At 72.5% G+C, this 25,972-nt stretch carries 27 protein-coding genes; 6 read left to right on the top strand and 21 right to left on the bottom strand.

Annotated features, from left to right (window positions below):
* The 3 genes from Aru02nite_RS30020 to Aru02nite_RS30030 form a co-directional block, all read right to left on the bottom strand.
* The coding region (locus Aru02nite_RS30020; protein WP_373325014.1) for a cbb3-type cytochrome c oxidase subunit I at positions 1-570 on the bottom strand (570 nt) is incomplete at its 3' end.
* 134 nt (positions 571-704) lie between these two features.
* Positions 705-1,601, bottom strand: coding sequence for an SGNH/GDSL hydrolase family protein (locus tag Aru02nite_RS30025; protein WP_203663341.1), 897 nt, complete (start codon positions 1,599-1,601; stop codon positions 705-707).
* A gap of 79 nt (positions 1,602-1,680) precedes the next feature.
* A complete protein-coding gene (locus Aru02nite_RS30030) occupies positions 1,681-2,073 on the bottom strand; it encodes a hypothetical protein (protein WP_203663342.1) in 393 nt (130 codons plus the stop codon).
* A gap of 115 nt (positions 2,074-2,188) precedes the next feature.
* Here Aru02nite_RS30030 and Aru02nite_RS30035 point away from each other — a divergent pair, with 115 nt between their 5' ends.
* Both Aru02nite_RS30035 and Aru02nite_RS30040 read left to right on the top strand, forming a co-directional pair.
* Entirely contained in the window at positions 2,189-3,112 is a 924-nt protein-coding gene (locus Aru02nite_RS30035) for a diacylglycerol/lipid kinase family protein (RefSeq protein WP_203663377.1), read from the top strand.
* 307 nt (positions 3,113-3,419) lie between these two features.
* The gene (locus tag Aru02nite_RS30040) at positions 3,420-3,674 is read left to right on the top strand and encodes a WhiB family transcriptional regulator (protein ID WP_203663343.1); all 255 of its coding nucleotides are present in this window, start codon (positions 3,420-3,422) and stop codon (positions 3,672-3,674) included.
* Positions 3,675-3,884: 210 nt separating this feature from the next.
* On the opposite strand, the gene Aru02nite_RS30045 is transcribed toward Aru02nite_RS30040, so the two are convergent.
* The 9 genes from Aru02nite_RS30045 to Aru02nite_RS30085 all read right to left on the bottom strand — a co-directional run bounded on the left by Aru02nite_RS30045 (position 3,885) and on the right by Aru02nite_RS30085 (position 14,629).
* Positions 3,885-4,640, bottom strand: a complete 756-nt coding sequence (locus tag Aru02nite_RS30045) for a sirohydrochlorin chelatase (protein WP_203663344.1) — start codon at positions 4,638-4,640, stop codon at positions 3,885-3,887.
* Between the two features lie 29 nt (positions 4,641-4,669).
* Positions 4,670-5,374, bottom strand: a complete 705-nt coding sequence (locus tag Aru02nite_RS30050) for a phosphoadenylyl-sulfate reductase (RefSeq protein ID WP_203663345.1) — start codon at positions 5,372-5,374, stop codon at positions 4,670-4,672.
* A complete protein-coding gene (locus Aru02nite_RS30055; RefSeq protein ID WP_203663346.1) occupies positions 5,371-5,523 on the bottom strand; it encodes a hypothetical protein in 153 nt (50 codons plus the stop codon). Before Aru02nite_RS30055 ends, Aru02nite_RS30050 begins: the two co-directional genes overlap by 4 nt.
* Before the next feature lie 19 nt (positions 5,524-5,542).
* Positions 5,543-7,207: a nitrite/sulfite reductase gene (locus Aru02nite_RS30060; RefSeq protein WP_203663348.1), complete on the bottom strand. Its 1,665-nt coding sequence runs from the start codon at positions 7,205-7,207 to the stop codon at positions 5,543-5,545.
* Between the two features lie 338 nt (positions 7,208-7,545).
* Complete coding sequence (locus tag Aru02nite_RS30065) at positions 7,546-10,275, bottom strand: helix-turn-helix transcriptional regulator (protein WP_239077041.1); 2,730 nt, start codon at positions 10,273-10,275, stop codon at positions 7,546-7,548.
* The gene (locus Aru02nite_RS30070; protein ID WP_203663350.1) at positions 10,245-10,442 is read right to left on the bottom strand and encodes a hypothetical protein; all 198 of its coding nucleotides are present in this window, start codon (positions 10,440-10,442) and stop codon (positions 10,245-10,247) included. The genes Aru02nite_RS30065 and Aru02nite_RS30070 overlap by 31 nt, the downstream gene beginning before the upstream one ends.
* Before the next feature lie 226 nt (positions 10,443-10,668).
* Positions 10,669-12,852, bottom strand: a complete 2,184-nt coding sequence (locus tag Aru02nite_RS30075; RefSeq protein WP_203663352.1) for a hypothetical protein — start codon at positions 12,850-12,852, stop codon at positions 10,669-10,671.
* A 96-nt stretch (positions 12,853-12,948) separates the two neighbouring features.
* A complete protein-coding gene (locus Aru02nite_RS30080; RefSeq protein WP_203663354.1) occupies positions 12,949-14,073 on the bottom strand; it encodes a CU044_5270 family protein in 1,125 nt (374 codons plus the stop codon).
* Positions 14,066-14,629, bottom strand: coding sequence for an RNA polymerase sigma factor (locus tag Aru02nite_RS30085; protein WP_239077042.1), 564 nt, complete (start codon positions 14,627-14,629; stop codon positions 14,066-14,068). The genes Aru02nite_RS30080 and Aru02nite_RS30085 overlap by 8 nt, the downstream gene beginning before the upstream one ends.
* Positions 14,630-14,741: 112 nt before the next feature.
* Between Aru02nite_RS30085 and Aru02nite_RS30090 the strand changes: the two genes are divergently transcribed.
* Together Aru02nite_RS30090 and Aru02nite_RS30095 are read left to right on the top strand one after the other, a co-directional pair.
* Positions 14,742-15,377 carry a dihydrofolate reductase family protein gene (locus Aru02nite_RS30090; RefSeq protein ID WP_203663356.1) on the top strand — a complete coding sequence of 212 codons (636 nt, stop codon included), beginning with the start codon at positions 14,742-14,744 and terminating at the stop codon, positions 15,375-15,377.
* A gap of 85 nt (positions 15,378-15,462) precedes the next feature.
* Positions 15,463-16,857 carry an outer membrane protein assembly factor BamB family protein gene (locus Aru02nite_RS30095; protein WP_203663357.1) on the top strand — a complete coding sequence of 465 codons (1,395 nt, stop codon included), beginning with the start codon at positions 15,463-15,465 and terminating at the stop codon, positions 16,855-16,857.
* 4 nt (positions 16,858-16,861) lie between these two features.
* Here the strand turns inward: Aru02nite_RS30095 and Aru02nite_RS30100 are convergent, their stop codons facing one another.
* Positions 16,862-18,340, bottom strand: coding sequence for a sensor histidine kinase (locus Aru02nite_RS30100; protein WP_203663358.1), 1,479 nt, complete (start codon positions 18,338-18,340; stop codon positions 16,862-16,864).
* A 149-nt stretch (positions 18,341-18,489) separates the two neighbouring features.
* Between Aru02nite_RS30100 and Aru02nite_RS30105 the strand changes: the two genes are divergently transcribed.
* Positions 18,490-19,269, top strand: a complete 780-nt coding sequence (locus tag Aru02nite_RS30105) for a dioxygenase family protein (protein ID WP_239077043.1) — start codon at positions 18,490-18,492, stop codon at positions 19,267-19,269.
* A gap of 52 nt (positions 19,270-19,321) precedes the next feature.
* Here the strand turns inward: Aru02nite_RS30105 and Aru02nite_RS30110 are convergent, their stop codons facing one another.
* The 7 genes from Aru02nite_RS30110 to Aru02nite_RS30140 all read right to left on the bottom strand — a co-directional run bounded on the left by Aru02nite_RS30110 (position 19,322) and on the right by Aru02nite_RS30140 (position 25,279).
* Positions 19,322-20,287 (bottom strand): glycine betaine ABC transporter substrate-binding protein, encoded by a 966-nt coding sequence (locus tag Aru02nite_RS30110; RefSeq protein WP_203663359.1) that lies wholly within the window; start codon positions 20,285-20,287, stop codon positions 19,322-19,324.
* Positions 20,284-21,072, bottom strand: coding sequence for an ABC transporter permease (locus Aru02nite_RS30115; protein WP_203663360.1), 789 nt, complete (start codon positions 21,070-21,072; stop codon positions 20,284-20,286). Before Aru02nite_RS30115 ends, Aru02nite_RS30110 begins: the two co-directional genes overlap by 4 nt.
* Entirely contained in the window at positions 21,069-22,265 is a 1,197-nt protein-coding gene (locus Aru02nite_RS30120; RefSeq protein WP_239077044.1) for an ABC transporter ATP-binding protein, read from the bottom strand. Before Aru02nite_RS30120 ends, Aru02nite_RS30115 begins: the two co-directional genes overlap by 4 nt.
* Positions 22,258-22,905 carry an ABC transporter permease gene (locus tag Aru02nite_RS30125; RefSeq protein WP_203663361.1) on the bottom strand — a complete coding sequence of 216 codons (648 nt, stop codon included), beginning with the start codon at positions 22,903-22,905 and terminating at the stop codon, positions 22,258-22,260. Before Aru02nite_RS30125 ends, Aru02nite_RS30120 begins: the two co-directional genes overlap by 8 nt.
* A 355-nt stretch (positions 22,906-23,260) precedes the next feature.
* Positions 23,261-24,280, bottom strand: a complete 1,020-nt coding sequence (locus Aru02nite_RS30130; protein ID WP_203663385.1) for an SIS domain-containing protein — start codon at positions 24,278-24,280, stop codon at positions 23,261-23,263.
* Between the two features lie 262 nt (positions 24,281-24,542).
* Positions 24,543-25,058, bottom strand: a complete 516-nt coding sequence (locus Aru02nite_RS30135) for a GNAT family N-acetyltransferase (RefSeq protein ID WP_203663362.1) — start codon at positions 25,056-25,058, stop codon at positions 24,543-24,545.
* 5 nt (positions 25,059-25,063) lie between these two features.
* Positions 25,064-25,279, bottom strand: coding sequence for a biotin/lipoyl-binding carrier protein (locus Aru02nite_RS30140; protein ID WP_203663364.1), 216 nt, complete (start codon positions 25,277-25,279; stop codon positions 25,064-25,066).
* Between the two features lie 211 nt (positions 25,280-25,490).
* Between Aru02nite_RS30140 and Aru02nite_RS37645 the strand changes: the two genes are divergently transcribed.
* On the top strand, positions 25,491-25,565 hold the full coding sequence (locus tag Aru02nite_RS37645; RefSeq protein ID WP_369814844.1) for a 50S ribosomal protein bL37: 75 nt from the start codon (positions 25,491-25,493) through the stop codon (positions 25,563-25,565).
* A gap of 86 nt (positions 25,566-25,651) precedes the next feature.
* Here the strand turns inward: Aru02nite_RS37645 and rsrA are convergent, their stop codons facing one another.
* Positions 25,652-25,936, bottom strand: a complete 285-nt coding sequence (rsrA, locus tag Aru02nite_RS30145) for a mycothiol system anti-sigma-R factor (RefSeq protein WP_203663366.1) — start codon at positions 25,934-25,936, stop codon at positions 25,652-25,654.
* Positions 25,937-25,972: the final 36 nt, after the last annotated feature.

The raw sequence follows: 25,972 nt of genomic DNA on the forward strand, positions 1-25,972 counted from the left end.
GGTGCCCAGACCGGAGATCATCAGGCCGACCACCCACAGGGTCGCGCCGACGCCCGGCGAGTTCTGCCCGTTCGCCAGCGGCTGGTACGCGAACCAGCCGAAGTCGGCGGCACCACCCGGCGCGATGAACCCGCTCACGACCAGCGTGCTACCGAACAGGTACAGCCAGTACGCGAAGGCGTTGAGTCGCGGGAAGGCCACGTCCGGCGCGCCGATCTGCAGCGGCACCACGAAGTTCGCGAAGGCGAAGACGATCGGCGTCGCGAACATCAGCAGCATGATCGTGCCGTGCATGGTGAAGAGCTGGTTGTACTGCTCCGGGGTGAGGAACTGCATCCCCGGCCGGGCCAGCTCGGCGCGCATCAGCAGCGCCATCAGACCACCGATGAGGAAGAACGCGAAGGCGGTGACCATGTACATGATCCCGATCTGCTTCGCGTCGGTCGTCCGCAGCGTACGAGCCAGCCAGGAGCCCCGCGGTGCGTCGTGCACCGGCCACGGCCGCGTGACGATCTGCTTCGGCTCGATCGGCCTGTCGGCGACCTCTGGCCGGGGAGCGACGGTGGTCACGAAAGCCCTCCTGAGGGAGATTCTCCAGTGGGACGGCCCGGACCCACGTCGTGAGTCCAGGCCGCACCTCTCCGGCAGGATAGTCCCCCGACCGGGCCACCCCGCAGGGCGGGTCGAACCGGCGTGCGTACTGGTCAGGCGCCCGCGCGTGCCACGACGACGGCGGCCACACCGGCCATGCCGGCCGCGTTCGGGTGGTACGGCGCGGCAGTCGGAGACAGGGACTGGCCGTTGATCCAGGCCGCCGTACCGGCACACGCGTCGTGCCCGTACGACGCGGGGAACGTGTCGACGAAGTCGGCGCCCGCATCGGCCGACGCCGATGCCAACGCACCGTTCAGGTACTCCTCGATCCCGTTCAGCCACGGATAGTCGCCGTCCGCGAACGGCAGTACCGCCGGGCAGGTGCCCGACTCCGGCGCGATCCGCGGGTACCCGACGACGAGCACCCGCGCCTGCGGCGACCGCTGGTGCACGCCGCGGACCACGTCGGCCACGCGTACCCGGGTCTGGTCGATCTTCTGCCGCAGGGTGTCGACGCCGTCGACGGTGAAGTGGCGCTGGCACGGGTTGCCGGTCGGGTCGCCGGCGCGCAACGGCGGGCAGTCCGAGATGACGCTGCCGAACACGCCGAAGTCGTTGCCACCGATGCCGATCGTGACCAGTTCGGTGTCCGGCCGCAGCGCGTCGAACTGCGGCGGGTTGCTGCCGAGCGGCACCGACTGGCTCGCCGTCATGTCGGTGGTGTCCGCCCCACCACAACTCACGTCCGTGTACGACGCGGCCCGCAGCGCATACGCGACGCGGGCCGGGTAGTTGCCGGTGGAACGCCAGCAGCCGACGGGATCCAGCCGTGGCAACGGAATCAACGGCCCCGACGTGTACGAGTCGCCGAGCGCGACGTACCGGGGATGGGCGGGCAGCGCGCGCGTCGTCGTACCGGCGTGGGCGGCCAGCGGCGACGCGACGGTCAGGGCCGCGGCGACGGTGCCGGCGACCAGGATGCGACGGATACGGGGGAGAACGCGCATGGGGCACCTCCGTCGTCGAGCCACGCACGTACGGAGGAACCTTCCCAGCGCGGTGAAACCGGAGTCAAGCGCCGCGAACCTAGCGAATCCCCAGGCTTTCCCGGCTCGCCGGCGCGATCAGCAGACCGGCCACACCGAGCCCCAGCGCGATGACGAGCACGCCCGCCCAGACCACCCCGGCCGTGATCATGAAGTACCCGACGGCGAGGAGCATCAGTTGCAGCACGATGGACGGGCCGCGGGCCCAGCTGCGGCCGCGGAACATGACGACCCCGAACAGTCCGAGGCCCAGTCCCAGCACGATGGTCACGGCCGCCTCGACGAGACTCGCCGTACGGTCGGTGGGGTTGCCGACGAGCGACGCGACGGCGAGCCAGATGCCGAGGCCGAGCAACGCGACCCCCTCCGCCCACAGCAGGCCGAGCGCGACCTTCAACGTGGCGGGCAGTACCCGGTGCTCCGGTTCGGTCACGACGACAGCTTAGGCGGCACCGCCGGTGGTCCGTCCGGCCGGCGTCGCCCCACGGTACGGCCATCGCCGGCCACTCGCCGGATAGGTGAACGAACGCTTGGGTAGATTGCTGGCCATGCGCGCGCTGCTGGTGGTCAACCCGAACGCCACCACCACGACCGAGCGCAGCCGCGACGTCCTGACCCGCGCCCTGCGCAGCGAGGTCGACCTCGAACTGGGGTACACGGAGCGGCGCGGGCACGCCGCGCAGCTGGCACGCAAGGCGACCACCGACGGCGTCGACGTGGTCGTGACGCTCGGCGGTGACGGCACCGTCAACGAGGTCGTCAACGGGATGCTGGCCGACGGACCGGGACCGAAGGTACCGGCGCTCGCGGTCGTACCGGGCGGCTCGACGAACGTGTTCGCCCGCGCGCTCGGGCTGCCGGCGGACTGGGCCGAAGGCACCGGCGTGATCCTGGAGGCGTTGCGGGAGAAGCGGACCCGCACGATCGGGCTGGGTCGCGCGGGCGACCGGTGGTTCACGTTCTCCGCCGGGCTGGGCCTCGACGCCGAAACGATCCGCCGGGTCGAACACGCGCGCACCCGCGGCCGTACGGCGTCCAAGGGTCTCTACGTACGTTCCGCGTTCGCTCAGTACTTTGTCGGCACCGACAGGCGGGGGGCGCCGATCACCCTGCGGCGTCCCGCCTCCGCTCCGGAGCGTGACCTGTCCACGGTGATCGTGCAGAACACCCGACCATGGACGTACTTCGGGTCCTGGCCGGTGAATCCGTGCCCGGACGCGTCCTTCGACACCGGCCTGGACCTGCTGGCACTACGCGGACTGCCGCTCGCCGCGACCCTGCGCACGACCCAGCAGATGCTCGCAGCGCGACCGCATCCGCACGGTAAGCACGTGGTCAGCCTGCACGACCTGTCCGAATTCACTCTGAGTTCCCTGACACCCCTGGCGTTTCAGGTCGATGGTGACTACGTTGACGAGCGCGACGAAATCACGTTTCGCTCCGCACCCGAGGCTTTGCGCGTAGTCTGCTGAGGGTGAGACGTGAGTGCGCGCGTACCACGCGCGCACAGGGGGCTACCGACAGCGGGTGATCACTCGTTGCGGATGCGTTTCGCGGAGTCGCCAAATCAGGGCGGTTAATCCGGACAAAAGCCGATATACATGCGGTGACGTTACTCACCGCGATCGACTTTCTTCCGGTTTCCCCTTGACATCGCGTGAGTTCGTGAAAGTATTCACAAGCGAGCGATCATCGCCTGTCGACGCGCGCCGGGGGCGGCGCGCGAGACACACCAAAGCCACCAGCAAGCAACTACATGACCCGAGGAGTGTTGCCCTCATGGACTGGCGCCATCGTGCCGTCTGCCGCGACGAGGACCCGGAGCTGTTCTTCCCGATCGGCACCTCCGGCCCGGCCCTGCTGCAAGTGGAGCAGGCCAAGGCGGTCTGCCGGCGATGCCCGGTCTCCGATGCCTGCCTGCAGTGGGCATTGGAGTCCGGCCAGGATGCCGGTGTGTGGGGCGGGATGAGCGAGGACGAGCGGCGCGCCCTGAAGCGCCGCCGCACCCTGCACGTGCAGGCTCGCACCGCCTGACACCCGGGAGACACCACGACGGAGCCCCGGGCCTTTCGGCCCGGGGCTCCGTGTTTCCGTCACGCGTTGGCCTTCACGTCGTTACCACGGGTGGATCCCAAGCCAGACAGGGGATCCGCGTCCCGTCCGATAACCGTCCGGATGCCAGTGCCAAGCCCCGCACCGTCATCCGGCCGCCCGAGTCCACTGTGGAGGAACGAACGCGGCCGGTCAGCCGACGAGTACCGGCTGGCGGATCCGTTGGCTGTCAACCGATCGCAGCGCCTCGCCGTAGCTGGTGAGGGTCGCGGTCACGATCCCGGCGGTGGAGCCGAACGGCTCGGTCACCGCCACCGCACCGCTGTCCCGCGCGCCCGCGACGATCCGGTCGTGCAACCGGCCGGGCGCCAGGAAGTACGACAGGACCGCGATGCGCCGCGCGCCGCTCGCCCGCAGTTCCGCCACGGCGGTCGGCACGTCCCGATCCCCCGCCGCGGCGTACGCGGGCAGGCAGGGTAGTCCGTGCCGTGCGCCGTACCGCCGTGCCAGGCGGGCGATGCCGCGCCGGGCGGCCACGTCCCGGGTACCGGCGGCGGCCAGTACCAGACCGTCCACAGTGGACACATTGGCGGCGGCGAGCCGGTCGTCCAGGGCGGCGGTCACGGCGTCGTCGCCACCCAGTACCCGACCGAGGCGTACGTGGAGGTCGGGGAGGTCGGCGCGGATCCCGGCGACGACCGCGGGCACGTCGACCCGCCCGTGGTACGCCGAGGTCAGCAGCAGCGGCACCGCGACCAGCCCGCCGGTACCGCCGGTCAGGTCCCGGGCGACGGGCAGCGGCCGGCGACCACGGTGCTCCAGGTACGCGGCGGCGACCGGCAGATCCGGCCTGGTGTCGGCGATCCGGGCGACGAGGCGCTCGATCACCGCGCCGGAGCGGGGATCCCGGCTACCGTGCGCGATCAGTAACAGCGGAACCGGTGACACGACAGGGATCCCGGCGGGTGTGGCCGGTGTCATGCGTGGATCCCGCACTCGACCTTGTCGAACAGCGGCCAGCGGCCCGACCGCGGGTCCTCCCCCGGCGCCGTACGCCGGGTGCACGGCCAGCAGCCGACCGAGGCGTACCCCTGGCGGATGAGGTCGTTGACCGGCACGTTGTGGCGGGCGATGTAGCTGTCCACATCGGACTGGGTCCAGGCCGCGATCGGCGCGACCTTCACCATGTTGCGGTTCGCGTCGTAGTCCACCACCTTGGTACGGGCGCGGGTCGGTGACTCGTCGCGGCGCAGCCCGGTCGCCCACGCGTCGTACGGTTCGAGCGCGGACGACAGCGGCTCGACCTTGCGCAGCGCGCAGCACGAGTCCGGATCGCGCTCGAACAGCCGCGGACCGTACTCGGCGTCCTGCCGGCCGACGGTCAGCTCGGGCCGGACGGACCGGACGTTGACGGCCATGTCGCGCGCCACCCGGTCCCGTACGTCGAGGGTCTCGGTGAAGTGCAGGCCGGTGTCGAGGAACACCACGTCGACGCCGGGCACCACCCGGGACACGACGTGTACGAGGACCGCGTCGGCGAACGAGGACGTGACGCAGAACCGCGCGCCGAACGTCTCCGCCGCCCACGTCACGATCTCCGCGGCGGGCGCGCCCTCCAGCTCGTCGCCGGCGCGTACCGCGAGGTCGCGCAGTTCGGCGGGACTCCGTGTGGCTGTACTCATCGTGCCTCCTGACCCAGTAAGCCGATGAACCTCACCGCGAACACCCGGGCGCACTCGCGGCACTCCCACTGGCCGTGCGCGTCGGCGTGCGGACGCAGGTCCTCGCTCGCGCAGTACGGGCAGTGGTAGGGGACGATCCGTTCGGTCACGACGCCACCTCCGCGCCGGTCATCGCAGGTCCTCCTCGGGCGCGCGCACCACCCACTGGGCGAACCGCTCGTCCGGCTTGCGGTCGGCCAGGTAGCGCCGGGCCAGCCGCTCCACGTAGTCGGGCAGGTCGGCGGCGGTCACCTTGAGACCACGCAGTTTCCGGCCGAAGCCGGCGTCCAGCCCGAGCCCGCCGCCCAGGTGTACCTGGAACCCGGGCACCTGGCGGCCGTCGGCGTCGAGGACGAGCTGGCCCTTGAGACCGATGTCGGCGACCTGCGTACGGGCGCACGCGTTCGGGCATCCGTTGACGTGCACGGTGATCGGGGTGTCCAGCTCCGGTACCCGGCGTTCCAGTTCCGTGACGAGGTCGGCGGTCAGCGCCTTCGTCTCGACGATCGCGAGCTTGCAGTACTCGATGCCGGTGCAGGCGAGGGCGCTGCGCTTCCAGTACGACGGCTCGGCGGACAGGCCCAGCCCGGCCAGGTCGGCGACCAGACCGTCCACTTCGGACTCGTCGACGTCGAGTACCAGCAGCTTCTGGTACGGGGTGGTGCGGACGCGGCCGGAGCCGTGCGCCTCCACCACGTCGGCGATCCGGCCGAGCAGCGCGCCGGAGACGCGGCCGACGACGGGACTGACGCCCACGTAGTACCGGCCGTCGCGTTGGCGGTGCACGCCGATGTGGTCGATCGGGGTGGTGCGCTCCGGCGCCGGCCCGTCGGCGAGCGGCCGCTTCAGGTACTCGGTCTCCAGTACCTCCCGGAACTTCTCGACACCCCAGTCGGCGACGAGGAACTTCAACCGGGCCCGGGTACGCAGCCGGCGGTAGCCGTAGTCGCGGAAGATGCTGGTCACGCCCCACCACACCGCGGCGATCCCGTCCAGCGGCACCCACACGCCGAGTCGCTTGGCCAGCATGGGATTCGTGGACAGGCCGCCACCGACCCACACGTCGAAACCGGGCCCGTACTCGGGATGCTCGACGCCGAGGAACGCCACGTCGTTCGCCTCGTACGGGGTGTCGAGCAGCCACGAGATCGTCGTCTTGAACTTGCGCGGCAGGTTCGCGAACGCCGGATCACCGATGTACTTCTCGGAGATCTCCCGGATCGCGGGCGTCGCGTCGACCACCTCGTCCGCGGCGATGCCCGCCACCGGGCTGCCCAGGATCACCCGCGGCACGTCGCCGCACGCCTCCGTGGTGGACAGCCCCACGGCCTCCAACCGCCGCCAGATCTCCGGTACGTCCTCGATCCGGACCCAGTGCAGCTGCACGTTCTGCCGGTCGGTCAGGTCCGCGGTGTCCCGCGCGAACTCCGACGACACGTCCGCGATCGTGCGCAGCTGAGCCAGATCCAGCTGCCCCGAGTCGACCCGCACCCGGAGCATGAAGTACTTGTCCTCCAGCTCCTCCGGCTCCAGCACCGCCGTACGGCCGCCGTCGATGCCGGGCCGGCGCTGCGTGTACAGGCCCCACCAGCGGAACCGGCCGCGCTTGTCGGCCGGGTCGATCGAGTCGAAGCCGCGGTGCGCGTAGATGTTCTCGATCCGGGCGCGGACGTTCAGCCCGATGTCGTCCTTCTTCTGCTGTTCGTTGGCGTTGAGCGGTTCGCGGTGGCCCATCGCCCACTGGCCCTGCCCCTTGGGCTGGCGCGGACGGGACGGAACGGTACTGACCGCCATGGCGGATCCTTTCCGGCGGGTACGGCAGAGCGGGTACGCGCCGGCGGTCACGGATCCTCGACGGAGTCCGGAACGGCGGTGTTCACGGCGGAGAGATCGGCGCCGGCGCGACGGGCAGAAACCGAAGAAAGCGGTACTGCGGTCAGGCGGCCGGGCAACAGATGGCGCTGTGCACGCGGCAGTGGTCGACGTGACGTCGCACCACCAACCTGCGCTGCACAGCCGCACTCATGGGCGTCAGCCTCCCACGCCTACCGACCCCGCACCAGCGGGGAGTGAAATCCGTCTCTCTGTCACGGAACGATTCGCCGGAGTCAGAGCGGCGGCTCCGGCGGGCGTCACGAACCCTCCGCCAGCCGGTCGGCGATCGCCGTACGGGACGGGACGGACAGCTTGCGCAGGATGTTCCCGACGTGCACGGCCGCCGTCTTCGGGGAGATGTGCAGCCGCCTGGCCAGCTCCGCGTTCGTCAGCCCGTCCGCGATCAGCCGCGCCACCTCGCGCTCCCGCGGCGTCAGCGCCGCCGGCCCCGCCGCCGTACGCTCCTCGCCGGCCAGGCCCAGCTCCTCGCGTACCTCGGTGAGCTGCGCGACCCGCCAGCCACCCCAGTCGGCCAGCCGCGTCGACGCCTCCCGCACGTACGCCGCGGCGTCCTCGGCCCGGCCCAGCGCCAGCGCACACCGCGCCGCCCCGACGTACGCGGTGCCCACGACGGACGGCGGCATCAGCGCCGAACCGGTCGCCGCCAGGTAACCCGGCAGGGCGTCGGCGTGCCGCCGGTTCACCTCCGCGATCTGCGCGTCGACCAGGTTGCGGTGCTCGTCCCACACGTTCGGGTCGAGCAGCTCGGCGTGCATCCGGTCCAGGTCTGCCAGGTCCAGCCCGCAGGCCAGCGCGGCGGAGATCAGGTCGTGCGCCTGCGCGCCGCTGCGCCACATCTGGTGCGACAGCGCCGCGTACAGCTCGGTCAGCCGGGCCAGCGCCACGTCCCGGTCGCCGCGCCGACAGGCCAGATGGAACGCCAGCCCCGGTACGGCGGTGGCGATGGCCTGCGGCTGCGCGACCAGCTCGTCCAGTACGGCGGCGGCGTCGTCCAGCCGCTCGGCCTCCAGGTACAGGCCGGCGAGGAACTGGCCGTGGTAGTCGGCCCGCCGCCCGCGCCGCCGGTACCCGCGGTCGATGCGGCGGCCCTCCTCCAGCGCCTCGACGGCCCGGTGCAGCTCCCCCTGCCGTACGGCGAGGCGAGCCAGGCCCGAGTAGTACGCGGCGACGGCGAGGCGCTCGAAGCCGGCGCGTTCCGCGTCGATGCGCATCCGTTCCAGCATCTGCGCGTGGTCCTGCGGGGTGGTCGGCGGCAGGTCCTGGACCAGGAAGTTCAGCGCGCGGGCGGCGAGCACCCACTCGCCCAGCTTCTCGGCCTCGTCGACCAGGTCGCCGAGGATCGTCCAGCCCTCAGCCGCGGTGGCGGGCCGGTCGGTCAGCGCCGCGCCCTTCTCCACCAGCGCGGCCAGCCGGATCTCCGGCAGCTCGTACTCCTCGGCCAGCGCCAGCGCCCGGTCCGCCCACGCGATCGTGGCGTCCACGTCGTCGCGCAGCCCGGTCGACTGCGCCACGGCGGTCATCGCGCGGGCCGCCTCGGCGCCCGGCGGCAGCTCCGCGATCAGCTCCTCCACCTGGCGCGTCGCCGTACGCATCTCGTCGATCTCGTCGGCCTCCCACGCCACCCGGATCAGCAGGTACAGCGCGTCGGCCTGGGCGGTGGCGGTGGTCGCGGCCTCGCGCCAGCCGCGCGCGTACCGGATGCCGTCGTCGAGGAGGCCGGCGAGCCAGGCGGCGCGCGCGGCGGACGACAGCAGGTCGACGTCCTCGGGCATCTCGTCCAGGCCCATCTCGGCCAGCTGCAACGCCTGGTACGCGGAGCCGATCGACAGGTACAGCGCGGCGCCGCGGCGGGCGGCGTGGACCATGTCGTCGTACCGCATGGCGGCGTGCGCGTGGTGCGCCACCAGCGCCGGGTCGGCGTCCTCGCCGGCGAGGAGTACTTCCAGGGCGGACTCGTGCAGGCGGCGGCGCTGCCGGGCCAGCATCGCGCCGGTGATCGACTCGCGCACCAGCGCGTGCCGGAAGCTGAACTCGTCCTCGCCGGACTCGACGAGTACGCCGGTCTCGACCAGCTCGCGGAGCGCGGCGATCAGGTCGTCCTCGCCGGTGCCGGTGACGGCGGCGAGCAGGTCGAACGGGACGCGGTAGCCGAGCACGGCGGCGGCCTCGACGATGCGTCGCAGCTCGGGGGCGAGTCCCTCGGTCTGCCGGCGGAGCGCCTCGGCGAGGCTCCACGGCAGCGGCGCGTCGACCAGCTCGTCGACCCCGCCGGTACTGCCGCGCAGCAGTTCCTCCAGGAAGAACGGGTTCCCACCGGTACGGTGGTGCAGCGCCGCGACCGTCCGGTACGGCACGGTCTGTCCGGTCGCCGCGGACACGAACGCCGCGGTGTCCGCCTCGGTCAGCCGGTCCAGCCGGACGTGCGTGAGGGTGTGCCGGCGCTCCATCCGCGCCAGCAGCGCGCCGACCGGCTGCCGCCCCGACACCTCGTCCGGCCGGTACGTGGCGAGGAGAAGTCGCGGGCCGCCCTGCTCGGCGAGCCGTTCGAACAGTGCGGCGCTCTCCGAGTCGGCCCAGTGCAGGTCCTCGAAGACGATCACCGCCGGGCCGTCGCCGACCTGCGCCGACAACAGCGAGAGCCCGGTGTGCAGGCGCTCCACCGGGCTACGACGCGCATCGGTCAACTCGTCCAGCGCCGCCTCGGACACCCCCGGGCGACCGTCGATCGCGTCCAGCAGCACCTCGTACGGCCGGGACAGCGAGCCGGGCTCGGCGTGCCCGACCAGCACCGTCGTACCGGCGGGAAGGCCGGCGAGCAGCTCGGCGACCAGTCGGGTCTTGCCGATGCCGGGCTCGCCGGCGATCACGGCCACCTCGGGCCGGTGCGCGGCGGCGAGTCGCGCCAACCGGCGCAGCTCGTCGTCGCGGCCGACCATCATCGGGCCGGCACCGTCCCTCCCACGCACGGCTCAAGACTAGCGGCGGTACGACCGGCGCTCCGGCTCGCGTGGTGCCGGTGCGAGCGGCGTACCTTGCGTGCGGCGGCCAGCAGGCGGGACCGCTCGGCGGCGGCCAGGTGCTCGGCCTGGTAGGCGTGCAGGTTGTCGAGCATCAGTTCGGGGTTCGTGAACATCAGGTCCTCCAAGACCGCGGATCTCTTGTTGTGAGACCAATACTCGGCTCGTAAGGCCCTGACCACATCGGCACCGATTACCTATCTTTGCCGCCCCCCGGTACCTACCCGCACCCCGAAGTGGATCTAGGTATCCCTAGGTATGCCTAGGCCGTGCCGGTGGCCGCCGTTCGACCGCGTTCCGGCGGCCGGATCCGGGGTGCCCGCCCGGACACCCCGGTGGTACCTAGCCGGCCTGCACCGCGTACGCGGCGGTGACGGTACGGGTGAGCGTCGAGCCGGCCGCGTCGGTCGCCGCGAGCCGCAGACCCACCTGCTTGCCGGCCGCGTCCGCCGGACTGTCCACCGCCACCCGGTACCGGCCGCCGCCGAGCGCGGTGACCTGCGCCGGCCGGTACGCGCCGCCGGCGACGCTGGTGGCCGCCGTCAGCCCGGTCACCGCCGCCGTACCGCCGGGCAGGTGGCCGACGGTGACCACGAACTCGGTCCGCCCGACCGGTACCAGGGCCGGCACGGGCGCGGCCATCGTCAGCAGGGGCAGCAGCGTCGCGCCGGTGGCGCCGGCGGGGCAGGTCCAGCCGGCCGGCAGCGCGGCACCCGACGTGGCCGACGACGGCACCGTGTACTGCGAGTCGACGGTGGTGGCGCTGGTGGCCCCGAGCTTGTCGCGCCGTACGGTCTGGCCGATCCGGTACGTGTGCGCGGCGGCGTCGACCGGCACCGTGACGGTGTCGCTGTCGGCGACGTCGGCGAGGGTGCGGCCGTCGGCGGACACCGTGACCGCGGAGTACCCGGTGGTGTCGCCGGGATCGACCCAGCCGGAGTGCGCGGGATCGGCGTCCAGCTCGGTGGACGGCGACAGGGCGAGCTGGCCCGCGGTGCGGCAGGCCACCCCGTACGGCCGCGGGAACGGTGTGCCGCCGGCGAACCCGGCACCGAGCGACGGCGTGAACCAGCCGACCCGGTAGGTGCGGCCCGGCTCGTACCGCACGGGCTCGGTGGTCATCCCGTCGGACTTCCGGTACACGACCGGCACCCAGCGCACGTCGGCGGGGCCGTACAGGTGGTCGACGTGCCGGGTGGCGTCGACCCGGTCGAGCGTCTCCTGCCCGCCCCGCAGGTCCGGGTAGACCGGCCCGTTCCCGTACGCGACGCCGCCGGTGCTGCCGTCCGCCGGGACGGTGTCGACGACCGTGGCGAACTCCGCCGGCGCCGGCGTACGCCGCAGGTCCGTCGGTACGCCGTCCCGCCACTCGGCGGTCAGGTGCCAGTCCTCCGCGGTGCCGTCGTGCGTCGGCACGGTGCGGTGCTCGTACGCGTCCAGCTCCAGCACGCCGTGCTTCGGCCGCGCGACCGGCTGCACGTGCAGCTGGTCCTCCTTCTCGTACGCCCAGCCGATGCCGGGCGGCGTCTCGTGTACGCCGTCGGTGGTCGCCACGTCCGCGCCGACCGAGGCCAGCGTGGACGGCTCGGGCGTGGTGAACCCGGCCGTGGCGGTGGCCTTCGTCGCGTCCACGGTGACGGTCTGGCCGGACGCGGTCACCGGGTAGTCCGCCACGATCGGCTGGTACGCGGCCTGGAACTGGCCGTTCGCGTCACTGACCGCGGTGTCGCCGACGAGCATGTAGTGCCCGTCCGGTACGGAGAGCTTGACGACGTCGTCCGGGCCGACCGGCACGTACCGGCTGAACGTGCGGGTGTCGTCGGTGTTGGTGACCAGCACCGCGGCGCCCAGCAGCGTGCCGGGCGGCGGGACCAGCTTCACCGTCAGCGTCCGCATCGGGTACTTCGGCGTCACGGTGCGGGCGGCGGGCACGTCCAGCGCGACGCGGGTCAGCCCGGCCACCGGCGTACCGGCGGCGCGGGCGGCGGCCAGACCCCGGCGTACGGCGGCGCGCAGGGCGGCGCCGAGGTCCGCGGCGGACGCGACCGTACCGGCGGCGTGCGACCCGGACCGCGACGTGATCCGTACGCCCGGCACGTCACGGACGGGCCCCGCGTACGTGAGGGTCACCGGCGCCGGCCCGGTACGGTCGGCCAGCGCCGCCACGTCGAACAGGCCCAGGTCCAGCGCCCCGCCGAGGAACGGCCGCGCCTCCACGGGCACCGCGTACACCCGGCCGGCGGCGCGGACGACGGTGAGCGGCGAGCGGTCCCCGGGCATCCGGCCGACCAGCGGCGTGTCACCGGCCCAGCGCACCGCGATCCGTTCCCCGGTGGGCAACTGGACCCGGGACGGATGCCGGCCGGGCCGCGCGGCAACGGTGGACGCGCCGGCGCTGGACGTGGTGGTGGACAGGCTGGTGGACATCGTGGTGGGTGCCGCGGCGGCGGAGGTGGCCGCGGCGAGCGGCAGGACGAGCGCCGCGACGCACAGGGCTCTCCACCGGCGGCGGTGGTTCGTCGACACGATCGGTCTCCTTGTCGCGGCGGTCCGCACGGAACGGGGTTCCGTGCGGACCGCGGGCGGGGACGCGGGGCCCGGCGGACCTCGCGGGCGGGCGTACTAGAAAAGGTGCGGGTTGCCGGTCACGTCGGCGCTCAGCGCGGTCTCCGAGTACGTGGAGCCGACCGGCAGGTACGCGTCGTCCTCGATGGAGCGGACGACGATCGTGCGCTCACCGAGGAACTGCCCGGTCTTCGGGTCGAACACGATCTCCGTGCGGAGGAACCCGTACGGCGCGGGCTTGCTGATCGAGACGCCCCTACGGCCGTCCAGGTCCTTGGCGTTCCGCTGGAACGTGATGCCCGGGATGAGCCGGGCCGCCCGGTAGAGCGCGGCGCGCAGGTCCGCCGGGGCGTACCCGGTGGCGAAGACCTCGGCGATCATCTGGAACGCCATCGTCGGCCGGTCGCCCTTGTTCAGCGACGACGGCTCCACGGCCGCCTCGATCGCCGCGAGCAGCTTCCTCGGGTCGCGCGGCTGCTGCGCGAGGAACCTCGGCGTCGGGTAGTACCAGCCGGGCTCCTGCGGGCCCACCACGTGTGGCTTGCCGGTGGGGGTCCGGTCCGGCTGGCCGTCGTGCCCGCTCGACAACGAGGCCGACCTGGTGAACACCCTCGGATCGGACGCGCGGACCTTCCGCTCGTCGGCGGCACTGGCGAACTTCGTGTCGAGGCTGGTCTCCCGCCACCACCACACGCCGTCCGCGTCGGCCGGCACCCAGACCTCCGTCCGGAACTTGTGGCGGAACCTGACCCCGTCGAGGTACTCGCCCCACCACACGTTCCGCGAGATGTGCAGGTACTGGCCCTTGCCCACGACCGGGTCACCCGTCGTACGGGCGTGGTCGGCGGCCAGCGCCAGCGCCGACGACGCGTCCGTCGGCGCCCGGTACGGGGTACCTGCGGCCGACGTACCGCCGCCGGTCTCGGGACGGTGCCCCGACGGGCGGTCCGTCCCCGCCACCGTGACGAGAACGCCGGCGCCGACGGCGACCGCCGCCGCGGTGGCCACGCCGATCGCGAGCCGCCGCCCCAGCAGCGCGCGCCACGACGTACGCGACCGTTCGAACGCGGGCGGTACCTCGGCCATCCGCCGGGTCAGCCGGTCCCGCGCGGCCGCGAGTACGTCGGGGTCCGGGTCGGGCAGGTCGGCGCGCAGCCGCGCCAGGGTGTCCATGTCATCCATGTCCGTCTCCTTGGTCTTTCGCGGCGGCGGCGCGGATCCGGGCGCGTGCCCGGTGCAGCCGGGACCGCACGGTGCCGATCGGGATGTCCAGCGCGTCGGCGACCTCGGGGTAGCTCAGCTCGCCCCAGGCCACCAGCAGCAGGACCTCCCGGTCGGCCGCCGACAGGCCCGCCAGTACGCCGGCCAGCCGGGCCGCGGCGCACTCGGCGTCCACGGCCTCGGCGACCCGGCCGGCGTGGTCCGCCGCGACCGGGTCCACCCCGGTCCGCGCCCACGCCTGGTACTGCCGGACCTCCTCGCGCCGGCGCCGGCGCAGCAGGTTGCCGGCGATGCCGTACAGCCAGGGCCGGGCGTCGGGGCGGGTCCGGTCGTACGTGCCGCGCCGCTCGTACGCGATCAGAAATGTCTGCGCGAGAAGGTCGTCGGCGGCGCCGGTGCCGGCCCGCCGCGCCAGGTACCGGTGCACCACGGCCGCGTGCCGGTCGAACAGCACCGCGAAGTCGCTGTCCACCAGGTCGGCGTCGGTACGCACCGGCGGAGGTTCCGACACACTCACCCGCGCATCCTGCTCCTCATCCAGTGACGTCACACCCGCTATTGCCCGGTACGCGCCGGCCGGTTCCCACCCGGGCGATGACTTTTCCGCCGGCCACCGGTCAAGCTGGGGTATGGGAATCGTGACGAGCAACCTGTCGGTCTCGGTGGACGGCTACGTGGCCGGGCCGGACCAGAGCCCGGAGAACCCGCTCGGCGTGGGCGGCGAACGCCTGCACGAGTGGATGGTCGTGACGCGGGAGTTCCAGTCGCAGCACGGGCAGAGCGGCGGCGAGCACACGGCGGACAGCGAGATCGCGGCGCGGATGGGCAGCGGCGTCGGCGCGCACGTGATGGGCCGGAAGATGTTCGGCGGCGGGGACGGCCCGTGGGACACCACGTGGCGCGGCTGGTGGGGCGACGAGCCGCCGTTCCACGCGCCGGTGTTCGTCCTGTCGCACCACGAGCGCGCGCCGCTGGAGATGGCCGGTGGCACCACGTTCCACTTCGTGACCGGCGGTGTCGAGGCGGCGCTGGCGCGGGCGAAGGAGGCGGCCGGCGACGCGAACGTCCAGGTGGCGGGCGGCGCCAGCACCGTCAACCAGTACCTGGCGGCGGGGTTGCTGGACGAGCTGTTCCTGCACGTCGCCCCGGTCGTACTCGGCGGCGGCGAGCGGCTGTTCGTCGGCGTCGGCGACCCGACCCTGACGCCCGTCGAGGTGGTCGGCTCCCCCACCGTCACGCACGTCCGGTACCGGATCGGGCGGTGAGCCGCGTCGCCCGGCCGGGTGGTACGCCCGGGGAGCGGTCCCGGCATCCCGGGCGGACGCCGGGCCGGGCCGCCATGCTGGGGTGATGTGGCCCGGCGCGATCCCGCCGACCGGCCCGGCGCGCGGCACGCGTCGGGCCCGTGCCGTACTGGCCGTTCTGGCCGGTGCCGTCCTGCTGCTGACCGCCTGCACCGACACCCCCACCCCCACCCCGGTACGCAGCGGGTCGCCGGCGGCGAGCCCCGGCACCGGACCGGACTGGACCACGTACCACGGGGACGGGGCGCGGTCCGGCACGGGCCCGGCGGTCCGCGGCACGTCGGTGGTGTGGCGGGCCCGCCTCGACGGCGCCGTCTACGGCCAGCCCCTCGTACTCGGCAACCTGGTCGTCGCCGCCACCGAACACGACTCGCTGTACGGGCTGGACGAGCGGACCGGCACCGTCCGCTGGCACCGCTCCCTCGGTACTCCCGTGCCCCGGTCGGACCTGCCGTGCGGAAACATCGACCCGCTCGGCATCACCGGCACCCCGGCGTACGACCCGGCGACGCGGACGGTCTTCGCGGTCACCGAGACGACCGGGTTCCACCACACGCTCGTCGGGCTCGACCCGCGTACCGGCAGCGTCCGGACGCGCCGCGACCTGCCGTCCGGACACGCGCAGTACGACCAGCAGCGGTCGGCGCTGCTCGTCGCGCACGGCCACGTGTACGTCGCGTTCGGCGGCCTGTACGGCGACTGCGGCCCGTACGTCGGGTCGGTGCTGGGTGTTCCGACGTCCGGCGACGGCCCGGTCCTGGCGTACCGGGTGCCGACGGCGCGGGAGGGCGGCAGCTGGGCGACCGGCGGCCCCACCCTCGGCCCCGACGGCACCGTGTACGTCTCGGTCGGCAACGGCGCCGCCACCTCCGGCCGGTACGACGGGAGCGACGCGGTCCTCGCGCTCGACGCGAACCTGCACCGCACCGGGTACTTCGCGCCGGCCGAGTGGGCCGACGACAACGCCAACGACCTCGACCTCGGCTCCATGTCGCCCGCCGTACTGGACAGCGGCCGGATCGTCATCGCCGGCAAGCGCGGCACCGGCTACCTGCTCGACGCGGCGCGGCTCGGCGAGGTCGGCGGGCAGCTCGACAGCAGCGCGGTGTGCGCCGCGTTCGGCGGCCCCGCGCACCGCGGCACCATCGCGTACCTGCCGTGCCAGGGCGGCGGGGTGGCCGCCGTCGACACCACCGGCGACCGGCTGCGGCTCCGGTGGCACGGCCCCGCCGCCGCCACCGGCTCCCCCGTACTGGCCGGCGACCGGCTCTGGGTCGCCGACACCGACGACGGCACCCTGTACGCGCTGGACGCGGCCACCGGCCGCACCGCCGCGACCGTACGGCTGGGCGAGGAGCTGCCGCACTTCGCCTCGCCCACCCCGGCGCACGGCCTGCTGTTCACCGGCACCCTGCACGGCGTCACCGCCGTCGGCCGGTGACGGGTCAGCGGCGGGTGAGCGGGATGCTCAGCACCGCCTCGGTACCCGGGCCCGGGTCGCGCGGGCGCAGCTCGATCGTGCCGCGCAGCTCGCCGGTCACGAGCGTACGGACGATCTGGAGGCCGAGCCGGTCGCTGCGGTCCAGGTCGAACCCGTCCGGCAGGCCACTGCCCGCGTCGCACACCGTCACGTCGACCTGCCGGCGCCGGCGCCGCGCGGACACCACCACCTCGCCGGACTCCCCCGGTGGGTACGCGTGCTCCGCGGCGTTCTGCAGCAGTTCGTTGAGGACCATCACCAGCGGCGTCGCGACCTCGGCCGGGAGTACGCCGAAGGTGCCCTCGCGGCGGAAGACGACCTTGGACTCGGCGGCGGCGACCTCGCCGGCCATCGACGCCACCCGGTCCACGATCGTGTCGAACTCGACCGCCTCGTCCGAGGTGAACGACAGCGTCTCGTGCACCAGCGCGATCGACGCGACCCGCCGTACGGACTCCTCCAGCGCGACCCGCGCCTGCGGTACGGATCGCCTGGCCTGCAAGCGAAGCAGCGCGGCGACGGTCTGCAGGTTGTTCTTGACCCGGTGGTGGATCTCGCGGATCGTGGCGTCCTTGGTGAGCAGCGCGCGGTCCCGCCGGCGTACCTCGGTGACGTCGCGGACGAGCACCAGCGCGCCGGCCGGCTCGTGCTCGGGCAGCAGCGGCAGCGCGCGCATCAGGACGCTCGCGCCCCGCGCGTCGATCTCCTTGCGGGCCGGCGCCTCCCCGGCCAGCGCGGCGAGGATCCGCTCGGTGGCCTCGCTGCCCTCCAACGGGTCGTCGGCGAGCCGGCCGGTCAGCGCGGCCAGGTCCTCGCCGATCAGGTCACCGGGCAACCCCATCCGCCGGTACGCGGACTGCGCATTGGGGCTGGCGTAAGTGGCCTTGCCGTTCTCGTCCAGGCGGACCAGGCCGTCGCCGATCCGCGGCGCCGAGGTCGTCTCCCCCGGGTGGTGCGGCGGCGGGAACGTGCCGTGCGTGAGCATCAGCGCCAGGTCGTCGGCGATCGTCAGGTAGTTCAGCTCCAACTTCCCCGGCGTACGCGCGTCGGACAGGTTGGTGTCGCGCCCCACCACCGCGATGATCTCGTCGCTGCCCCGCCGCCGTACGGGGATGGCCTCGTGCCGCGCCGGCGTGTCCCCGTACCAGACGGGGTCGCCCTCGCGCCAGATCCGCCGCTCCGCGCGGGCGATCTCCAGGTGCGCGAAGTCCGGCCCGCCGGCCTCCCGCCCCACCTGGTCGTCCTGGTACGCGGTGGGCGCGGTGGTGGGGCGGACCTGCGCGACGCACCGGAACAGTTCGCCGGAGGTCGGCACCCACAGCAGCAGGTCGGCGAAGGACAGGTCCGACAGCAGCTGCCAGTCGCCCGCCAACCGGTGCAGATGTTCGATATCGGCCGGGCCGAGACTCGTGTACTCCTCGACCAGGTCCCGCAGTGTCGACACGCGCCCCAGCCTAGGTGTTGGCCCCGCCGGTACCGGCGCGCCCGGCGGCCGACGGCGCGCCACCGGTCGTGCCGCGCTCGGGGCTGCGCGCCACCGCCCGCGCCGCCCCGACCGGGAATACTTGACGATGCAAGGACCTTGTTCCTGACATGACCGACCGCATGCCCGTGCTGTACCTGGGGCACGGTGCCCCGCCGCTCGCCGACGACCCGGTGTGGACCCGCGAACTCGCCGCCTGGTCCGGCGACCTGCCGCGCCCGAAGGCCATCCTGGTCGTGTCCGCGCACTGGGAGGAGGCGCCGCTCACCCTCGGCGCCACCCGCCAGGTCCCCCTCGTGTACGACTTCTGGGGCTTTCCGCAGCACTACTACACCGTCCGGTACGACGCGCCCGGAGCGCCCGAACTCGCCGCGAAGGTCCGCGCGCTGGTGGGCACGAAGTACCCGACGCGGGACGATCCGGAGCGCGGCCTCGACCACGGCGCGTACGTGCCGCTCGTCGAGATGTACCCCGGGGCGGACGTCCCGGTCCTCCAGATCTCCATGCCCACCCTCGACCCCCGCCGCCTGTACGAGGTGGGCCGGCTCCTCGCGCCGCTGCGCCGGGAGGGCGTACTGATCGTCGGATCCGGCTTCCTGACGCACAACCTGTCCTGTGTGGACTTCCACGCCGGGGTCGACGCGCCGCCGCCGTCGTTCATGACCGAGTTCGACGACTGGGCCGCGCGGGCGCTGGACGCCGGCGACGTGGATGCGTTGCTGGACTTCGGACACAAGGCGCCGGCCGCCCGACTGGCGCACCCGCGCAGCGAGCACTTCGCCCCGCTGTTCGTCTCGCTCGGTGCCGCCGAGGACACCCTCGCCGACCACCGCACCCCCGTCACCGGCTTCTGGTACGGGCTGTCCAAGCGCTCGTTCCAGTTCGACTGACGCGCGGTCCGACCGTCCACGATGGAATGTCCACCGTGGACGGTCGCAGCCGCTACTCGAGGAGGCCCTCGGACTTCATCCAGTCCCGCGCGACCAGTACCGGCTCCTGGCCCTCCACGTCCACCTTGGCGTTGAGCTTCCGCATCACCTTGGTGGACAGCTTCGCCGCGATCTGCTTCTCGATGTCCGCGATCTGCGGGTACCGCTGCATCACCGAGTGGCGGACCGTCAGCGCCGGGTTGTAGATCGGGAAGAAGTGCCTGTCGTCGGCCAGGGTCGTCAGGTGCAGCGCCGGGATCCGGCCGTCGGTGTCGAACACCTCGCCGAACAGGCACGTGCCCTTCGCCGTCGCGTCGTACACGACGCCGGTGTCGAGCTTCTTCACCTGACCGGACGGCGGCTTCGGGATCCCGTACGCCTTCAGCATTCCGGCGAAGCCGTCGACCCGGGAGTAGAACTCGGTCTCCAGGCAGAAGGTCCGCTGGGCCGGCGGCACCTTCTTCATGTCCGACAACGACTTCAGCCCGTACTTCTTCGCGTTCGGCCCGGTCACCGCCATCGCGTACGTGTTGTTGAACGGCGCGTACGACAGCCAGTCGATCCGGTGCTGCGCCAGGTCCGCCTTCCGCACCGCGTCGTACTGCTGCTGCGGGTCCGGGATCGGCTTGTCCTTGCCCATGTACGTGATCCACGCGGTGCCGGTGTACTCCCAGCCCATGTCGGCCTCGCCGCGCTCGATCGCCTTGCGCGAGTTGATACTGCCCTGCACGTTGGTCTTGTCGACGACCTTCGCGCCGGCGGCCTTGAGCGCCAGTACGGTGATCTTGCCGAGCAGGATCTGTTCGGTGAAGTTCTTCGACGTCACCGACAGCGTCGCGCCCTTGAGACTGCCCGCCTGGATGGACTTCCCGGTGACGTCGGGGGCGAACTGCGACGCCGGCTTCAGTCCGCATCCGGTCGCCGCCAACCCCAGCACGGCCACCGCGGCCACCGCCGCCGGGAGCCTCCGCACCCTCATGCCTTGATTCCCTTCGGACGCAGGTACCGTTCGGCGAGCCCGGCGAGCCAGTCCACGAACAGCGCCAGGCACGCCACCAGGACGCTGCCGGTGACGAGCACGTTGTACCGCTGGAGCTGCACCCCGGTGCTGATCATCTCGCCGAGCCCACCCGCGCCGATCAGCGACGACAGCGCGGCGACCCCGATCAGCAGCACCAGCGTGGTGCGTACGCCGGCCAGGATCACCGGTACCGCAAGGGGAAGCTCGACCTTGAACAGGACCGCGGCGGCGGACATGCCGATGCCGCGGCCGGCCTCCTTGAGCGACGGGTCGATCTGCTGGAGGCCGACCATGGTGTTGCGCAACGACGGCAGCACCGCGTAGATGATCAGCGCCACCACGGCGACCTCGAACCCGGTCTTCCACAGCACGGCCAGCAGCACGATGATGCCGATCGCCGGCGCACCCTGACCGATGTTCGCCAGCGCCAGTACGACCGGGGTCGCGAGCCGCATTCCCTTGCGGGACAACAGGATCCCGAGCGGGATCGCGATGAGCAGAACGAACACCCCGGCGACCACGGTGAGTTCCAGGTGTTCCAGCAGCTTCGACAGCATGTACGACGTCTGCAGCGTGGTGCGCGCGTTCGCGTCGGGGTGGGTGGAGCGCACGTAGAGCCAGTCGGCGACGAGCGCGCACACGATGAGCAGCGGCGTGCCGATCAGGTACCAGGTGCGCCGGGGCTTGGCCTTCACCGCGGCCGACGGTTGCGCGGCGACCTCGGTGTCGGGGGCAACGGTCATGCGGACCCCTCCCCGACCGACGCCGGCGCGGCCTGCTTCGCCTGCTCGCGCAGCTGCTGGATCGCCGACTGCACGGTGTTCAGCGACACCAGCCCGATGTACTGCCGGCGCCGCGTCACCGGTACGAAGTCGGTGTCGGAGCCGAGCAGCGCCTCCAGCCCGGCCTGCAGGTCGGCGCGGCCGGAGATGGTGGTGGTGATGGGCGTCCCGTACTCCGACACCGGTCCGGTCTTGCCGTCCAGGTCCTCGATGCTGGCCCACTGCACCGGCGACGAGTTCTTGTCGAGTACGACCGCCCACGGCTCCTCGGCCTCGGCGAGTCGACTGTGGACGGTCGCGGCGTCGTCCGTGGCCTTGGCCGTCACACCGGCACCCAGGTCCACGTCGGCGATCCTGGTGACGTGCAACAGTTTCATCGCGCCGCCCTCGCCGATGAAGCCGCGGACGAAGTCGTTCGCCGGCCGCGCCAGGATCTCCGCCGGCTCCGCGTACTGCACGATGTGGGAGCCCTCGGACAGCACCGCGATCCGGTCGCCGAGCTTGACCGCCTCGTCGAAGTCGTGCGTGACGAACACGATCGTCTTGTGCAGCTCCTCCTGCAGCCGCAGCAGTTCGTCCTGCAACCGGCCGCGGGTGATCGGGTCGACCGCGCCGAACGGCTCGTCCATGAGCAGGACGGGCGGGTCCGCGGCGAGCGCCCGCGCCACCCCGACGCGCTGCTGCTGACCGCCGGAAAGCTGACGGGGGAAGCGATCCCGGTAGTTCGCCGGGTCCAGCCCGACCAGTTCGAGCATCTCGTCGACGCGCTCGGCGGTCCGCTTCTTGTCCCACTTCAACATCTTCGGTACGAGCGAGACGTTCTCGGCGATGCTCATGTGCGGGAACAGGCCGCCCTGCTGGATCACGTACCCGACGTGCCGGCGCAGGATGTCCGCGGGCCGCCTGCGCGCGTCCTCGCCGCCGATCAGGATCTCGCCGGACGTCGGCTCGATCAGGCGGTTGATGAGCTTCATCGTGGTGGTCTTGCCGCACCCGGACGGGCCGACCAGCGCGACGATCTCCCCCGCGGGGATCGTCATCGTCACGTCGTCCACGGCGGCCTTCGCCTGCCCCGGGTACTTCTTGGTCAGGTTGCGCAGCTCGATCTCGACGCCGTGCGCGGCACCGCCAGAGCCGTTTCCGTTGTCAGCCACGGATTCCCCTCGATGTGGTGAGCCGCCCGATGAGGACGAAGCACGCGTCGAAGACGAGCGCGAGCAGGATGATGAGCACGGTGCCGGCGAGCGCGGAGTTCACCGCGTTGGCGCCGCCGAGGCGGGCCAGTCCGGAGAAGATCTGGTCGCCGAGACCCGGCCCCGACACGTACGCCGCGATGGCCGCGACGCCCATGATGAGCTGGGCGGAGACCCGGATGCCGGTGAGGATCACCGGCCAGGCGAGCGGCAGTTCCACCTTGAACAGCACCCGCAGGCGGCTCATCCCCATCCCGCGCGCCGCGTCGACCAGTGCGGGGTCCACATTGGACATACCGACCACCGAGTTGCGCACGATGGGCAGCAGCGCGTACAGCACGAGCGCGATGACGGACGGCGTCGTACCGAGTCCGAAGGCAGGGATCAGCAGTCCGAACAACGCGAACGACGGAATCGTGAACAGCACCGAGGCGATGCCGGTGGCGACCGCCGAGGCGGTCTTGCTGCGGTACGTGATGACCGCGATGATCAGGCCGATCGCGGTCGCCAGCAGCAGGCACTGCACCACCATGCTCGCGTGCTGGTACGTCTCGAACCAGAGCAGTTCCTGCCGGTTCCGCACGTACTCCCAGAGGTTCAAGCGGTCACCGTCCTCTCACGGGGCCGCGGCCCGGAGTGGGCCGGGGGATCCGGTCGCGGCGCCGGCCCGGCCGTCCGACGCCGATCCGGTCGGCGGAGGTTGCCGGCCAGCCACCGGCGCTCCGGACCCTAACGGACGACATAGCGCCCATCTTCCCGCTTTTGCCGTGAAGCGCAGCGACGGACGGCGTCCCCGCGCGGGCACCTCCCGGATTCGTTACATGCATGTGACTCGTTTCACCCAAGGGTGAACGTGTCGGATTACCCGCTCGTCCAGGCACCCAAACACGCACGACGGCCCGGACACCGTGCGTGTCCGGGCCGTCGTGCGGCGCAGGGATGTCGGCGCAGGGAGGTCAGAGCGTCTCGGTGACCTTCTTCAGGCCGCGCGGCGCGTCCGGGTCCTCACCGCGGGCGATCGCCAGGGACAGCGCGAGCTGCTGCAACGGCAGGATGTCCAGCAGCGGCGAGAACCGCTCGTCCACCCGCGGCGTCGGGATGCGCACCGCGTTCGCCGGCGCGGCACCCGACCCGACCGTGAGTACGTCGGCGCGGCGCTCCGCCAGGCGGCCCAGTACCTCGCCCATCGCCTTGCCGCCGGGCCCGTCGCCCACCACCGCCAGCACCGGTACGTCCGGGTCGGCCATCGCCAGCGGCCCGTGCAGCAGGTCCGCACCCGAGAACGCCAGCGCCGACAGGTAGCTCGTCTCCATCAGCTTCAGCGCCGTCTCCCGCGCCGTCGGGTACGCGTACCCACGGCCCGTGGTGACCAGCCGGTCGGCGAACCGGTACCGCGCGGCCAGCTGGGTCGCCGTCGGATCCGCCAGTACGCCACGGGCCAGTTCCGGCAGGCGGTCCAGCTCGGCACGGTCCGCGGCGTCGATCCCGCGCACGCTCTCGACGAGCAGCAGCAGCGCCATCAGCTCCGCCGTGTACGTCTTCGTCGCGGCGACCGCGCGCTCCTTGCCGGCGAGTACGTCGACGTGCATCTCGGCGATGTCGGCGAGCGGCGAGTCCGGGTTGTTCGTGACCGCGAGGGTGTGCGCGCCCGCGTCGCGGGCGACCCGTACGACCTCGGTCAGGTCCGGCGAGCCGCCGCTCTGGCTGACGCCCACGACGAGCGCGTCGCGCAGGTCCGGGCGCGCCCCGTACACGGTGATGGCGGACGGGGAGGCGAGGCCGGTCGGGATGCCGAGCCGGATCTCCGTCAGGTACGCCGCGAACAGGGCGGCGTGGTCGCTCGTGCCGCGCGCGGTGAACAGCACGAACCGCGGCTTCAGCTCCGCGATCCGGCGCGACACCGCGGCGATCGGGGCGAGCCCGGCGTCGAGCAGCCGCGCGTATCCCTCGGCCTGCTCGGCGACGTCGGTCGCCATGCCCTCGCCCGGCCCAAGCTCAGCCATCGTCACTCCTCTTCGCCGGCAGCGGCGCCCGTGGGGATCGTGCTTCGGATTCTGCACGAGTACGCGCGAAGTTGCCAACTATCGCGCTCGAACGTGCAGTAACGAATCAGCATGTGCGCGCAGCGCGGGCGCGCGGATCATGGCCGAACGAGCACGCCGCCGCGCGAAACCCCGCCCCGTACAACAGAACGGGCGGGGACACCCCGAAGGTGTCCCCGCCCGTGACGAAGAGAACTCAGCGCGCCCCGGCCGGCGCCGACGCCGGGCGCCGCAACGCGACCAGGTCGAAGCCGGGCACCGGCGACCAGTCCCGCTCCGGATCCCGGGTGAACCCGGCCCGCTCGTACAGCCGGCGGGCCGGGCCGTTGCCGTCGTGCGTGCACAGCACCACCGCGTGCGCACCGGCCGCTGCCGCCCGCACCAGACACTCCCGTACCAGCGCGGCGCCGACGCCACGGCCCTGCGCCGCCGGGGCCACCGCCAGCATCCGGAACTCCGCCTCACCGTCGCGCGCCAGCTCCGCGTACGGCGAGCCGGCCAGACAGAACGTGACGCCACCGAGTACCACGCCGGTGGTGTCGTCGACCGCGGCGAGCAGATCGGCGTCCGCGGCACGGGACGCGCAGTCCGCCAGGACCGCCTCGTACCCGCTGCCCTCGGCGATCTGGTCCGACCCCCGGTACGCCTCGACCGTGAGCCGCCCCAGCTCCGTGTACTCTGCCGGCCGGGCCGGGCGGATCGTGAACGACACGGCGCCTACTCGACGACGGCGATCAGGTCGCCCTCTTGGACCACGTCGCCCTCGTTGACGTTGATGCTCGCGACGGTGCCGGCCGACTCGGCGATCACCGGGATCTCCATCTTCATCGACTCCAGGATGACGAGCGTGTCGCCGTCGTCCACCGAGTCGCCGGCCGAAGCGACGACCTTCCACACGTTGGCCACCATCTCGGCGCGGATCTCGTCGGCCATCGCGAACCTCCCGGTTTCCTCACGTCAGGCGCGGACGGGCGTTCCCGCGCCCGCGTATCCAATCACGATCGGCCCGGGTACCGGCGGAACCCGGCCACGCGACGGAAACCACGGCCACCGCCCCGCGGGTGCCGCCCGGCGCGCCGGTAGCCTGGGGCGTCAGACGACTGCGACGCGACCGGCGTCGCCAGCCAGCCGCCGAGGAGGAGTCATGGCCAAGAAGTCCCGCAAGAAGAAGGCCCGCAAGAAGAGCGCCGCCAACCACGGCAAGCGCCCCAACAGCTGAGGCCGTGCGCCGACCCGACGAGGGTCGTGCCGGTACCTGCCGCGTGACCGCGGTGGTGCCGCACGGCCCTCGTCCGCGTACGGGACCTATTCGGCCAGGTACTCGCGGGAGTCTGCCTCGACGACCAGCTCGTTGAGACGGGCGATGAGGCGCGCCTTGAGGTCGGACGGTGCGTGCTCGCCGCCGCAGCAGCGGGCCACCAGCACCTTCACCTCCTGCTCGATCCCGAACTCGCGCAGACACGGAGAACACTCGTCCAGGTGCTCCCGGATCACGTCGCGCCGGTCGTCACTGCACTCCAGGTCGAGGTAGAGGTACACCTCGGCAAGGACGTCACGGCAGTCGGTCTCGTGGGGGTCCCCGCAGCTCACGAGCGCACCTCGCTTCGCGCGCCCGGCCAGCCACTC

The sequence above is a fragment of the Actinocatenispora rupis genome (genome assembly GCF_016861975.1).
Lineage (GTDB): Bacteria > Actinomycetota > Actinomycetes > Mycobacteriales > Micromonosporaceae > Actinocatenispora > Actinocatenispora rupis.

Bases quoted from the DNA above. Each gene is read 5' to 3' on its own strand.
- Aru02nite_RS30025 (WP_203663341.1), bottom strand. From the start codon at position 1,601: ATGCGCGTTCTCCCCCGTATCCGTCGCATCCTGGTCGCCGGCACCGTC.
- Aru02nite_RS30035 (WP_203663377.1), top strand. From the start codon at position 2,189: ATGCGCGCGCTGCTGGTGGTCAACCCGAACGCCACCACCACGACCGAG.
- Aru02nite_RS30040 (WP_203663343.1), top strand. From the start codon at position 3,420: ATGGACTGGCGCCATCGTGCCGTCTGCCGCGACGAGGACCCGGAGCTG.
- Aru02nite_RS30050 (WP_203663345.1), bottom strand. From the start codon at position 5,374: ATGAGTACAGCCACACGGAGTCCCGCCGAACTGCGCGACCTCGCGGTA.
- Aru02nite_RS30060 (WP_203663348.1), bottom strand. From the start codon at position 7,207: ATGGCGGTCAGTACCGTTCCGTCCCGTCCGCGCCAGCCCAAGGGGCAG.
- Aru02nite_RS30070 (WP_203663350.1), bottom strand. From the start codon at position 10,442: ATGTTCACGAACCCCGAACTGATGCTCGACAACCTGCACGCCTACCAG.
- Aru02nite_RS30080 (WP_203663354.1), bottom strand. From the start codon at position 14,073: ATGGATGACATGGACACCCTGGCGCGGCTGCGCGCCGACCTGCCCGAC.
- Aru02nite_RS30090 (WP_203663356.1), top strand. From the start codon at position 14,742: ATGGGAATCGTGACGAGCAACCTGTCGGTCTCGGTGGACGGCTACGTG.
- Aru02nite_RS30095 (WP_203663357.1), top strand. From the start codon at position 15,463: ATGTGGCCCGGCGCGATCCCGCCGACCGGCCCGGCGCGCGGCACGCGT.
- Aru02nite_RS30105 (WP_239077043.1), top strand. From the start codon at position 18,490: ATGACCGACCGCATGCCCGTGCTGTACCTGGGGCACGGTGCCCCGCCG.
- Aru02nite_RS30110 (WP_203663359.1), bottom strand. From the start codon at position 20,287: ATGAGGGTGCGGAGGCTCCCGGCGGCGGTGGCCGCGGTGGCCGTGCTG.
- Aru02nite_RS30115 (WP_203663360.1), bottom strand. From the start codon at position 21,072: ATGACCGTTGCCCCCGACACCGAGGTCGCCGCGCAACCGTCGGCCGCG.
- Aru02nite_RS30130 (WP_203663385.1), bottom strand. From the start codon at position 24,280: ATGGCGACCGACGTCGCCGAGCAGGCCGAGGGATACGCGCGGCTGCTC.
- Aru02nite_RS30140 (WP_203663364.1), bottom strand. From the start codon at position 25,279: ATGGCCGACGAGATCCGCGCCGAGATGGTGGCCAACGTGTGGAAGGTC.